Annotated in this window: 9 protein-coding genes; 4 read left to right on the forward strand and 5 right to left on the reverse strand. The window is 40.2% G+C overall.

What is annotated here, in order from left to right:
- Positions 1–128 precede the first annotated feature (128 nt).
- The 4 genes from U1E44_RS14310 to U1E44_RS14325 all read right to left on the reverse strand — a co-directional run bounded on the left by U1E44_RS14310 (position 129) and on the right by U1E44_RS14325 (position 4,082).
- Positions 129–1,583, reverse strand: coding sequence for a NupC/NupG family nucleoside CNT transporter (locus U1E44_RS14310; RefSeq protein WP_323673909.1), 1,455 nt, complete (start codon positions 1,581–1,583; stop codon positions 129–131).
- Between the two features lie 18 nt (positions 1,584–1,601).
- Entirely contained in the window at positions 1,602–2,225 is a 624-nt protein-coding gene (locus U1E44_RS14315) for a bifunctional nuclease family protein (RefSeq protein WP_322931789.1), read from the reverse strand.
- Between the two features lie 88 nt (positions 2,226–2,313).
- On the reverse strand, positions 2,314–3,282 hold the full coding sequence (locus tag U1E44_RS14320; RefSeq protein ID WP_322931790.1) for an electron transfer flavoprotein subunit alpha/FixB family protein: 969 nt from the start codon (positions 3,280–3,282) through the stop codon (positions 2,314–2,316).
- Between the two features lie 53 nt (positions 3,283–3,335).
- Positions 3,336–4,082, reverse strand: coding sequence for an electron transfer flavoprotein subunit beta/FixA family protein (locus tag U1E44_RS14325; protein WP_322931791.1), 747 nt, complete (start codon positions 4,080–4,082; stop codon positions 3,336–3,338).
- A 353-nt stretch (positions 4,083–4,435) separates the two neighbouring features.
- Between U1E44_RS14325 and U1E44_RS14330 the strand changes: the two genes are divergently transcribed.
- The 4 genes from U1E44_RS14330 (at position 4,436) to U1E44_RS14345 (ending at position 11,536) form a co-directional block, all read left to right on the forward strand.
- Complete coding sequence (locus tag U1E44_RS14330; protein WP_322931792.1) at positions 4,436–5,413, forward strand: pyruvate dehydrogenase complex E1 component subunit beta; 978 nt, start codon at positions 4,436–4,438, stop codon at positions 5,411–5,413.
- A gap of 165 nt (positions 5,414–5,578) precedes the next feature.
- The gene (locus U1E44_RS14335; RefSeq protein WP_322931793.1) at positions 5,579–8,074 is read left to right on the forward strand and encodes a DUF5686 family protein; all 2,496 of its coding nucleotides are present in this window, start codon (positions 5,579–5,581) and stop codon (positions 8,072–8,074) included.
- Between the two features lie 426 nt (positions 8,075–8,500).
- On the forward strand, positions 8,501–9,028 hold the full coding sequence (locus U1E44_RS14340) for an inorganic diphosphatase (protein ID WP_322931794.1): 528 nt from the start codon (positions 8,501–8,503) through the stop codon (positions 9,026–9,028).
- 120 nt (positions 9,029–9,148) lie between these two features.
- The gene (locus tag U1E44_RS14345) at positions 9,149–11,536 is read left to right on the forward strand and encodes a sodium-translocating pyrophosphatase (RefSeq protein WP_322931795.1); all 2,388 of its coding nucleotides are present in this window, start codon (positions 9,149–9,151) and stop codon (positions 11,534–11,536) included.
- A gap of 74 nt (positions 11,537–11,610) precedes the next feature.
- Here the strand turns inward: U1E44_RS14345 and U1E44_RS14350 are convergent, their stop codons facing one another.
- Positions 11,611–12,225, reverse strand: a complete 615-nt coding sequence (locus U1E44_RS14350) for a deoxynucleoside kinase (protein WP_322931796.1) — start codon at positions 12,223–12,225, stop codon at positions 11,611–11,613.
- Positions 12,226–12,341 lie beyond the last annotated feature (116 nt).

A 12,341-nucleotide genomic window follows, 5' to 3' on the forward strand; every position in this document is an offset into this window, starting at 1 on the left:
CACCAACCCATCATTTAGAACTCACGGCGTAAACCGGGGAATGATGTAAAATTTACAAGCACCCAAATTGTTTTAATGCTTTAAGAAGGTATGTTTTGGCAACTACGGATCATAAAAAGAACTACAGATTAGCCCAATATCATTCCGGCCATGGCTGCTGATAATAGAGAAGCTAAAGAACCGCCGAGTACGGCTTTTAACCCAAATTCGGATAATAATTTTCGTTGTCCGGGAGCCAAGGAACCTATGCCTCCAATTTGGATGCCAATTGACGCAAAGTTAGCAAACCCACAGAGCATGTAGGTGGCCATAATGATTGATTTGTTGAAGGTGAAGTGTACATTGTTAGAAATATCCTTTAATTCGGCCAATTGGGTGTATCCTACAAATTCACTCGAAGCTAATTTTATACCTAATAATTGACCCATCAATAGAATATCTTCCGTAGCAACGCCAATGAGCCACATTAAGGGCGAAAAAATACTCCCTAAGATGGCTTCTAAAGATAATTTCTCATAAGACGTATGGGTGGCAATCCATGAATTTAAGGACGTGATCTCTCCGAACCATCCGAAAATTCCATTGCACAAAGCGATGAAAGCGACGAAGACAAGGAGCATGGCACCCACATTAACGGCTAATTTTAATCCTTCAGTGGTACCGTTGGCAATAGCATCCAAGAAATTACTTCCAATTTTTTCATGCGAAACCTGAACCTGTAAATTAATGGGCTCTGTTTGTGGGTAAAGTATTTTGGAGATGGTAATAGCACCCGGTGCTGCCATTACCGAAGCGGCCAACAAGTGTTTGGCAAATTGCAATCGCAACACAGGATCATCACCCCCCAAAAAACCAATGTATGCAGCCAAAACTCCACCGGCTACCGTCGCCATGCCACCAATCATCACCAATAAAATTTCGGATTTGGTCATTTTTTCCAAATACGCTTTAATTAATAATGGTGCTTCTGTCTGTCCTAGAAAAATATTTCCTGCCACAGATAGGCTTTCTGGTCCCGAGATTTTAAGTGATTTGGTAAGTAGCCACGCCAAGCCTTTGACTACTTTTTGGATGACTCCCAAATAAAATAACACGGAAGTGAGTGCAGAAAAAAAGATGATTGTTGGTAAAATTTGAAAGGCAAAGACATAGCCGATATTTGGGTTGTCTAGATCTACTAAATTGCCTAACAAAAATTTACTACCCACTAAAGTATAATCCAAAATATTAATGAAAACCCTTCCAACGGCTTCAAAGCCGGATTGAATGAATGGTATTTTTAAAATTCCAATAGCTAAGACAAGCTGTATACTTAATCCAATTCCAACCATTTTCCATTTGATTGCTTTTCTGTTGCTGCTAAAAAGAAATGCGATCAATACCAATACAAGCATGCCAAGAACACCACGAGAAAAACTAGCCACGCCAAATCCTTCGTTGGGAATAATCGTTGGCGTGTCCATATCATTTAGCAAAATAGTCTCCACTAATGTGGTAAGGCTTTCTGGCGGGGGATTGTTTTGAGATAGTACTAAGGAGGGCAAGAAAAGAATCAAACAAAAAAACCAACGGCTATTTTTCATGTAGTATGAGGTCAAGGATCAATTGCGTTTAGAAATCTCATCCCTCAACTTTGCCGCTTTTTCATAGTCTTCATTGGCAACTGCTTTGTCTAATTCCTGATGCAATTCATCTAAAGTTAACTCTTTATAGGCATCGGAAAGACCAGAATCTATTTCTACAGTTTCCCCATCTTGCAATATTTCATCTACAATAATGCTGTCGGCTGTTTCTTCTTTTTCTTTGGAAGAAAATTTCAAAAAGATACCGGCCTTATCCAATATGGTTTTGTACGTAAAAATAGGAGCATTAAAGCGTAACGCTAAGGCTATGGCATCACTGGTTCTGGCATCGATAATTTCTTCAATTTTATCCCGCTCACAAATAATGCTGGAGTAAAACACACCATCGACTAATTTGTGGATAATCACCTGCTTTACCACAATATCGAAACGGTCGGCAAAATTTTTAAAAAGATCATGCGTGAGAGGTCTGGGCGGTTTTATTTCCTTTTCTAAGGCTATAGCTATAGATTGCGCTTCAAAGGCACCTATTACAATAGGGAGCTTCCTGTCGCCTTCAACCTCGTTTAATATGAGGGCATAAGCACCATTTTGGGTTTGGCTATACGATATTCCCTTTATTTTCAATCGAACTAAACTCATACGTATTTTTAACGACTAAAGGGCTGATTAAACAAAAGGGGCAACCAATTATTTAAACAGCCTTTTGAGGGGTACAATTTAACAAAAATTAGGCGTTCTGGGCTTTAAATTCTTTTAATTTTTCGATGAGTTTTGGAACAACTTCAAATGCATCCCCTACAATACCATAATCGGCAGCTTTAAAAAAGGGTGCTTCAGGATCCGTATTGATAACTACCTTTACCTTTGAGGCACTTACACCGGCCAAATGCTGAATGGCACCTGAAATACCGATAGCAATATACAAATTGCTCGCTACAGGCTTTCCTGTTTGCCCCACATGTTCCCCATGAGGCCTCCAACCCAAATCGGATACAGGTTTGGAGCAGGCCGTTGCCGCTCCGAGTACTTGAGCCAATTCTTCTATCATACCCCAATTTTCGGGGCCTTTTAATCCTCTTCCCGCAGAAACGACTATGTCCGCATCTGCAATGGTGGCTTTTCCTACTACTTTGTCAATTTCTATTGATTTGGTTTGGAAAATGCTATTATCTAATTGAGGATCAAAATTTTCAGTAGCAATCGTAGTTTTGTTTTCAACGATGCCATGGGAGTTATTCGCAACCCCAATAATTTTTAGGTCGGAAAGTATTTCAGTGTGGGCAAACCCCTTATTACTAAAAGCGGTTCGTTTTACGGTAAAAGGTTGTGTGCTTTCCGGCAGCCCTACTACATTGGGCACATACCCTCCTTCTAAAATCGTAGTGAGTATGGGGGCTAAATACCGGGTATCAGCGCTAGAGCTCACGACAACTACGGCTGCATTTTCTTTCTTTGCGGCTTGCGCTATAGTGTGCGCGAAAGCGCTGGCGTTAAATGTTTTCAATTGATCGTTGGCAACATTTAACACCTTTGAAACTCCGTACGAACTGAGCTCTTCGGCAGTATGGGCATTCACAGAAACTGCCGTAACCGTAGTATTCAGTTGTTGTGCTAACTGATAGCCGTATGAGGCTACTTCAAAAGCATTTTTTTTGAATTTTCCGTTTTCGGATTCGGCGTATATAAGGATAGACATAGATTGAAAATGGGATTACAAATTAAAAAATTATATGATTTGATGGGTGGTACTTAAAGGACTTTAGCTTCCTGGTGTAAAAGTGTTATGAGTTCGTCAATTTGTTCGGGGCTAACCATTTTTATAGCCCCTTTTGGTGCAGGTTTCTCAAATTTTACATCTTTTGTTGCGCTTTTTACTTCAATAGGGTCTAGTACGTTCAATTTTTTTTGTCGGGCCATCATAATGCCTCGCATATTGGGTATTCGCAAGTCACTTTCTTCGACCAAACCTTTTTGTCCTCCGATAATCAGAGGCAGGCTTGTTGCAATTTTTTCTTTGCCACCATCAATTTCACGAAGGGCAATGGCATTCGTGCCATCGATTTCCAAGCCAATGCAGGTGTTTACGAAATTTATCCCTAACAAGGTTGCTAGCATTCCGGGAACCATTCCGCCGTTATAATCAATAGATTCACGACCTGCGATAATAAGATCATAATTTCCTGCTTTCGCCACGTGGGCAAGTTGTTTTGCCACAAAGAAGCCGTCTGTGGGCGCAGCATTTATGCGTATGGCTTCATCGGCACCAATAGCCAATGCTTTTCTAATGGTCGGTTCTGTTTCTACCCCGCCAACGGTGATTACGGTAACCGTAGCTCCTTGCTTTTCTTTTAACCACATGGCTCTGGTTAATCCAAATTCGTCATTAGGGTTTATCACAAACTGAACACCATTGGAATCAAACTGGGTGTTGTCTTGGGTAAAATTTATTTTAGAAGTCGTATCTGGAACATTACTTATGCATACTAAAACATTCATGGATTAACGTTTTTATAGGTTCAAAAATGAGAGGCTAATATAAGGATTAATTTTCAAATTTACTATGCATGCATAGTAAATATATTATTTATTTTATACGGGCTACTGAATGAATTGGTATATAATTTCCTATTTTTGCTTCGTTTTTAACTGAAAAATATAAACCAGTATCAACTCGTAAAAAATTAATGTTCACTCCGGTTTTAGCTTTGTTTAACGGTGTTGTTAGTGAGCAGTAACGTTAAAACGGTATTAGTGTCATAGGATAAAAACCAAAATGAGACAATAAAAGATTGGTGAAAGTCAGCCGAAATAAACAATTCATAATTAGTGTTTGTAAATAAGTTATATACATGAAAACAATACAATTCAGGGAAGCCATCTGTGAGGCCATGTCCGAAGAAATGAGAACCGATTCATCTATTTATCTGATGGGGGAAGAAGTGGCTGAATACAATGGTGCCTATAAAGCTTCTAAAGGAATGTTAGACGAATTTGGGCCAGAACGGGTGATTGATACGCCCATTTCCGAATTGGGTTTTGCCGGAATTGGAGTGGGCTCTACCATGGAAGGTAACCGACCTATTATTGAGTTTATGACCTTTAATTTTGCCTTGGTGGGGATCGATCAAATCATTAATAATGCCGCAAAAATAAGACAAATGTCGGGCGGACAGTTTAATTGCCCTATCGTTTTTCGAGGACCCACGGCCTCAGCGGGTCAATTGGCTGCTACGCATTCGCAAGCCTTTGAAAGTTGGTACGCCAACTGTCCGGGTCTTAAAGTAGTAGTACCTTCTAATCCTAAAGACGCTAAGGGGCTTTTAAAATCGGCGATTCGCGATAACGATCCTGTAATCTTCATGGAGTCGGAACAGATGTATGGCGATAAAGGTGAAGTTCCGGAAGGAGAATATACCATACCACTAGGTGTTGCAGATATTCGCAGGGAAGGAAAGGATGTTACCATTGTTTCTTTTGGAAAGATAATTAAAGAAGCCGATAAGGCCGCAGAAGAATTAGCCAAGGAAGGCATTAGTTGTGAAATTATTGATTTACGTACCGTGCGGCCTATGGATATAGACGCCATTTTAAAATCGGTGAAGAAAACCAATAGACTGGTAATCCTTGAAGAGGCTTGGCCTTTTGGCAATGTGGCTACAGAGATTACCTATCAGGTGCAGTCTCAAGCTTTTGATTATTTGGATGCGCCCGTAGTAAAAATCAATACAGCAGATACACCGGCACCGTATTCGCCGGTATTATTGGCCGAATGGTTGCCCAATCATGACGATGTCATCAAAGCCGTTAAAAAGGTGTTGTACAAATAATAAAGGAATTCTATTGTAAAGCTACAAGGACTTCGACGACTATGTGTTGGTCGAAGTTTTTTTAATAAGGCCTATTTGAGAATACATCTACTTTCCAAACGTTATTATAGTATCGGTATTTGGGTTAGCATTGTTGATTAATAAACGTCTAAACGACTTTTGTAGATGAGAGGCCTCCTTTTTGTAGTTCTTATTCTTTTTTCTGAATTTATTGTGGCGCAAACCAAGGTAAGTGGCATTGTCGTAGATGAAGATGGGGCACCCATTTCCTTTGCCAACGTCATGTTTAAAAATTCTACTGAAGGAACCATAACCAATGATGATGGTCGGTTTTATTTGGAGTCGGACAAAACCTATCCCGTACTTCTCATCTCCTTTATTGGTTTTGAGCCACAGGAAATAGAACTTGCGGCAAAAGTAAATTATAACCTCCGCTTTACCTTACTGGAAGGAAGTGAACAGTTGCAAGGCTTTGTCATTTATGCCGGAAAACAGTCTAAAAAGAACAATCCGGCGATCGATATTTTGCGAAAAATTTGGGAGCGGAAAAGAGCGAATGGTCTGCGCATGTTTAAACAATATGAGTATGACAAGTACGAGAAAGTAGAGTTCGACCTCAACACCATAGATAGCGCTTTAATGCGGAGTAAAATTTTCAAAGGGCTCGAGTTCGTTTTTGATGATTTAGACACTTCCAAGATTACGGGAAAAACCTATTTACCTATTTTTTTGAACGAGACTTTCTCCAAAGTGTACGGAGACAATGAAACAAAATCGGAAAAGGAAGATATTTTAGGGAATAAAAATTCGGGGTTTAGCAATAATCAGGCCTTAATAGCTTTCGTAAAAGACTTGTATTCCGATTATGATATCTATGAGAATTACCTCAAATTTTTCGATAAAAGTTTTACGAGTCCACTTTCCAAAACCGGAATAGACACCTACAATTACGTGTTGGCAGACAGTGCATTTATAGATCATAAGTGGTGCTATAATATCATATACTATCCAAGACGAAAGAACGAACTTACGTTTAAAGGTGATTTTTGGGTAAATGATACCACTTTTGCCATTAAAAAAATAAATATGGCGGTTACAAAAAGCGCCAATATCAACTGGGTAAAGGAGATTTATATTGAACAGGAATTTGAGGTGCTAAACGATTCGGTCTTTTTGTTAAAACGCGATTATATGCTCAGCGATTTCGCCTTGAATAAAAAGGAAAGTTCCAAAGGAATCTATGGAAAAAGAACCTCGATATTTAAAAATTACCGTTTTGATAACCCCAAACCAAGACCCTTTTACAAAACGGAGAGCAATGCCTTTGATCCTTTAGTGATCAATAGAGCCGATGCTTTTTGGGAAACCAATAGGTTAGAGCCTTTAAGCAAGGACGAAAAAGGGGTGTATGCCCTCTTAGATACGCTTAAAACAGTGCCAAAATTTAAGACCTACTACAATATTGTTAGTATATTAAACTCCGGTTACGTGGAAGTAGATAAGTGGAATCTTGACTTTGGCGATGTCTATAGCGTTTTTGGATACAACCAAGCAGAAGGTATTCGTATTCGCGGAGGGGCTCGTACCTATTTTGGGCAAAACGACCTCTGGCGTTTGGAAGGATACTTAGCCTACGGCTTTGATGATCAAAAATTTAAACACGGATTTTCGGCCAAGTGGCTGGTCGATCAAAAAAGCAGACTCATTCTCTCCGGCGGAAATCGTCGCGATATTGAGCAGTTAGGGATAAGTCTTACCTCTACAAATGATGTGCTAGGGCGCAGTATTGCCTCATCTTCTATATTGTCTGTAGGTAATAATGACCGTTTAAGCAATATTAACCTAACCACTTTTAATATTGAAATGGAGCCTTGGACTAATTTTAGAATTGGAGTGGGCAGTTCCTACAGAGTGCTTAGTTCGGCCTTACCGGACGCCTTTAGTTTAGATTATATAGACCCGACATCGGTTACAGGAATTTCTTCGGAAATAAAGCAAGTAGACCTTACCACGACACTAATTTACACTCCTGGAAAAAAAACCATAGGCTATGGCGTAGAACGTTTGACTATTAATGACAATTACAGTACGCTGTTTTTTAGATACACCAAGGGTATCGATGGTTTCTTGGAGAGCGATTTCGACTATGAAAAAGTACAATTTTCATATACCCAACCGTGGGCCTTAGGAGGCTTTGGAAGGCTATTAACAACTATTGAATTGGGGAAAACCTTTGGGGAAGTTCCTTTGGGCTTGCTCAACGTAATTCCTGGGAATCAAACCTTATTCTCCTTGTATAATACCTTTCCTAATTTAGATTTCTACGAATTTGTAACAGATACCTATGTGGCTTTGCATATGGAACATAATTTTAATGGTAGGTTGTTTGCAAGGATACCATTTATGCGCAAGTTAAACCTGCGTGAAATTGTTGGTCTTCGCGGAGTATGGGGCAAGTTGTCCGATGAAAATATAGCTTTGAGCAGCCCTACCAACATACCTCTTCTTGCGCCGGAAGACAATATTTACTGGGAATATTCTTTTGGTGTAGGTAATATTTTTAAAATATTTAGAATCGATTTTAACTTTCGAGGAAATTATTTGGATAGTCCCGAGGCACGCCCCTTTAGCGTAACGGGTACCTTTGGCTTTGTGTTTTAACAGCAGCTATTTTTTTAGAGGAACATTTTCTATGTGGCGCAACCATTCCAACAGGGTGTATTTTACGTAAAGCATTCTAAATTGGGTCGCAGCCTTTAATTTTTCAATCTAAAGATTCCCCGACCCTTGGGTCGGGGTTTCCTATTTACCTCTCCTTTGGAGAGGTCGGAACTGTCTTTTTGCAGTTCCGGGTGAGGTGAAATACAAAATTTCGGTTTTTGGCCCAAAGGCCAAAATGAAACTGGCAAAATACCCCTATGGCTTGCCTCGGGGATAGTCAGTTTCAAGAATTTTTTTATCTTTTCAGAGGGCGCCACAATTTTGCGAAGGACATTCTTTTTTCACGAGTATTTCTTGGACTTTTATCGATTTTAAAAAGGCATAACCAATATTCAAAGTATATTTGCATCCTAAAATAGGAGCAATATGAATGCCAATGAGTCCATTTCTTTTGATGTTTTAATAGAGATTCCCAAGGGGAGCAGAAATAAGTATGAATACGATTTTGTATTGAATAAAATTCGTTTCGATCGAATGTTATTTTCTTCTATGATGTATCCGGGAGACTATGGTTTTATTCCGGAGACTTTGGCTTTGGATAAAGACCCGCTAGATGTTTTGGTGTTAGGTACAGAACCTACCTTTCCGATGGTAGTTATGGAGGTAAAGCCAATAGGTGTTTTTCATATGACCGATGAAAAGGGACCCGATGAAAAAATTATCTGTGTTCCGGTTTCCGATCCTATTTGGAATCAGAACAAGGATATAAGTGATTTGAATCCACACCGCTTAAAGGAAATTGAGCATTTTTTTCAAGTATATAAAGATTTGGAAGAAAAAAAGGTAGACGTAGGAGGCTGGGGCAATGCGGAAGAAGCCATTAAAATATATCATAAATGTGTAAAGCGCTATGACGAGAGTGAACACAAAAAGAAACGCACCTTTACTATATAGTCCACCTAGGAATAAAAGATAAAATATCAAAGTCGACCTTAATAATAGGAGTCGACTTTTTTTATTGTTGTCATTTTTATACATTTGCCGCCAATTAAATAACAAAATCTCAAACTAATCATGGAATTAATCGTAAAGTTTCTACCTGCCTTCGGTCTGCTGGCTCTCGTTTTTGTTTTTCTTAAAAACGGCTGGATTTCCAAACAGGAAGCAGGTAACGAAAGAATGACAAGAATTGCAAAGAATATTGCGGATGGTGCGATGTCTTTTTTAAAGGCAGAATACAAGATTCTTTCAATATTTGTTATCGCCGTAGCCATCTTGTTGTATTTTAAGGGTACAGCAGAAACCGGATCTCACGGTATGGTAGCAGTATCCTTTATTGTGGGTGCCATTTGTTCTGCCTTGGCGGGATTTATTGGCATGCGCGTGGCTACAAAGGCTAATGTGAGAACCACACAAGCAGCCAGAACCTCGCTCGGAAAGGCATTAGAAGTCGCCTTTGCAGGAGGTGCAGTAATGGGTCTTGGCGTTGTGGGGCTTGGCGTTTTGGGGCTAAGTGGTTTATTCATAATTTATCAAGAAATATGGGCCGGAGCCGATAATTTATCCCTAGTGCTAAATGTGCTTTCTGGCTTTTCATTAGGTGCCTCTTCTATAGCTTTATTTGCCCGTGTAGGCGGCGGTATTTATACCAAAGCTGCGGACGTAGGTGCCGATCTTGTGGGCAAGGTAGAAGCCGGAATTCCAGAAGATCACCCTTTAAATCCTGCTACAATTGCAGATAATGTGGGCGATAATGTAGGTGACGTAGCCGGTATGGGTGCCGATTTGTTTGAGTCGTATGTGGGGTCTATCATAGGAACCATGGTTTTAGGAGCCTTTATCATCACCCCCGATTTTGCAGGATTAGGAGCAGTGTACCTGCCTTTAGTTTTAGCCGCTGTCGGAATTGTAATGTCTATCATTGGCACTTTCTTTGTAAAGGTTAAAGATGGAGGAAATCCACAATCTGCCCTAAATATAGGTGAGTTTGGATCTGCCGGTTTAATGGTGGTCGCTTCTTATTTTATAATCAATGCCCTTTTGCCCGAAACAGTGGCAGGCCTACCTTTTGGCGCTAACGGCGTTTTCTTTGCTACATTGGCGGGTTTAATTGCCGGGTTGGCTGTAGGGAAGATTACTGAATATTATACAGGTACGGGAACAAAACCGGTGAGCTCTATCGTTCGTCAGTCAGAAACCGGAGCGGCTACCAATATCATTGCAGGATTGGGGGTTGGTATGATGTCTACGGCAATACCAATTCTGCTAATAGCAGCTGCCATTATTGTGTCGCATTATTGTGCCGGCTTATATGGCATTGCCATTGCAGCCGTTGGGATGTTGGCCAATACAGGGATTCAATTGGCTGTAGATGCGTACGGTCCTATTTCGGATAATGCGGGTGGTATAGCAGAAATGGCCGAATTACCCAAGGAAGTACGGGAGCGCACCGATAAATTGGATGCCGTAGGAAATACTACAGCGGCCATTGGAAAAGGATTTGCAATTGCTTCTGCGGCATTAACTGCGCTGGCCTTATTTGCTGCATTTATGAAAGTGGCCAACGTCGTCGCTATTGATGTGTCTAAGCCAGATATTATGGCAGGTTTGTTGGTAGGAGGAATGCTTCCTTTTGTGTTTTCTGCCCTTTCTATGAATGCCGTGGGAAGAGCAGCCATGGCTATGATTGAAGAAGTACGTCGACAGTTTCGCGATATTCCTCAGTTAAAAGCCGCCTTGGAAGTAATGCGTAAGTATAATTCGGATATGTCTAAGGCTACTGAAGCAGATCGAAAAATATTTGACGCTGCCGATGGGTATGCCGAATACGATAAATGTGTGGCCATATCTACAAAAGCTTCCATTAAGGAAATGGTTCTACCCGGACTATTGGCCATTGCTGTGCCTGTTGCGGTTGGTTTTTTTGGTGGGTCAGAAATGTTGGGTGGACTTTTGGCAGGGGTTACCACTTGTGGGGTGCTAATGGCTATTTTTCAATCGAATGCAGGCGGTGCTTGGGATAATGCCAAGAAAATGATAGAAGCCGATGGTCGTAAAGGAACAGAAGCGCACAAAGCTGCTGTAGTAGGAGATACTGTTGGCGATCCTTTTAAGGACACCTCAGGCCCTTCTTTAAACATATTGTTGAAATTGATGTCTGTGGTAGCTTTGGTTATTGCGCCAAGTATTGCTTTAGATGTAGCTACCGGTACTGCGGCTAGCAGCATTGAATCGGAAACCAAGACCAATGTCATTATAGAAGTAAATGCGGCCAGTGAGGATTTAGCACAGGCCACCATATCGTATACTACCTTGGTTAACGGTGAGCAAGTAACTCAGGAAAAAACCTTTAATGGAACTCAAAAAGAAGTAAAGGCACAGTTAGAAGCTTTTGAAAATGGAATTAATGCCACAGGTTCTGAAGCTGAAAAGGTGATTCAAAGAATCGATATCAGGAAATAGATTTTCCAGAAAAGAAACTATAAAAAAAACCCGGAAATTTTTCCGGGTTTTTTTTGTTTTATAAAATTTTTCGCTCAAAACAATCCGTTGATCTCCGCATCAATTTTAGTGATGACCTGTCCTAAATCTTCAGGATTGTCTACAAAATCCAATTTATCTACATCAATAACTAAAAGATTTCCTTTTATGTAGCTTTGCGCCCACGCTTCGTAGCGTTCGTTTAATCTGCTTAAATAATCTATAGAAATCGTATTTTCATATTCCCGACCCCTTTTGTGTATTTGGTGCACGAGATTCGGAATAGAACTCCGTAAATAAATCAATAAATCCGGGGGCTGTACCAGGCTTTCCATCAATTCGAACAAGCCTGAATAATTTTTAAAATCCCTATTCGTCATCAAGCCCATGGCATGGAGGTTGGGCGCAAAAATAAATGCATCCTCGTAGATGGTCCTATCCTGTATGATATCTTTACCGCTTTCTCTAATCTGTAAAATTTGCCGATATCGGCTATTTAAAAAGTAAATCTGAAGATTAAAGCTCCATCGTTCCATCTGATTGTAAAAATCATCTAAATACGGATTGTCGTCTACTTCTTCAAAATGAGCCTCCCATTTATAGTGTTTGGCCAGTAATTTGGTCAAAGTGGTTTTTCCTGCGCCAATATTTCCGGCAACTGCGATATGCATTTTTAATCGTAATTAAAGGTTGGTGTTTATGTATTGTGTATTTCTGGGGATGCACAATATACGAAGTATCCGGGGGATCAAAAAAAATACTTGTTGAAATGCGCACTTAATTTAAA

Origin of the sequence: Aurantibrevibacter litoralis (assembly GCF_034651555.1) — a bacterium.
In the GTDB taxonomy this organism is placed as follows: domain Bacteria; phylum Bacteroidota; class Bacteroidia; order Flavobacteriales; family Flavobacteriaceae; genus Aurantibrevibacter; species Aurantibrevibacter litoralis.

Excerpts from the sequence above, each read along its gene's own strand:
- U1E44_RS14310 (WP_323673909.1), bottom strand. The coding sequence starts at position 1,583 with ATGAAAAATAGCCGTTGGTTTTTTTGTTTGATTCTTTTCTTGCCCTCC.
- U1E44_RS14315 (WP_322931789.1), bottom strand. The coding sequence starts at position 2,225 with ATGAGTTTAGTTCGATTGAAAATAAAGGGAATATCGTATAGCCAAACC.
- U1E44_RS14320 (WP_322931790.1), bottom strand. The coding sequence starts at position 3,282 with ATGTCTATCCTTATATACGCCGAATCCGAAAACGGAAAATTCAAAAAA.
- U1E44_RS14325 (WP_322931791.1), bottom strand. The coding sequence starts at position 4,082 with ATGAATGTTTTAGTATGCATAAGTAATGTTCCAGATACGACTTCTAAA.
- U1E44_RS14330 (WP_322931792.1), top strand. The coding sequence starts at position 4,436 with ATGAAAACAATACAATTCAGGGAAGCCATCTGTGAGGCCATGTCCGAA.
- U1E44_RS14335 (WP_322931793.1), top strand. The coding sequence starts at position 5,579 with ATGAGAGGCCTCCTTTTTGTAGTTCTTATTCTTTTTTCTGAATTTATT.
- U1E44_RS14340 (WP_322931794.1), top strand. The coding sequence starts at position 8,501 with ATGAATGCCAATGAGTCCATTTCTTTTGATGTTTTAATAGAGATTCCC.
- U1E44_RS14345 (WP_322931795.1), top strand. The coding sequence starts at position 9,149 with ATGGAATTAATCGTAAAGTTTCTACCTGCCTTCGGTCTGCTGGCTCTC.
- U1E44_RS14350 (WP_322931796.1), bottom strand. The coding sequence starts at position 12,225 with ATGCATATCGCAGTTGCCGGAAATATTGGCGCAGGAAAAACCACTTTG.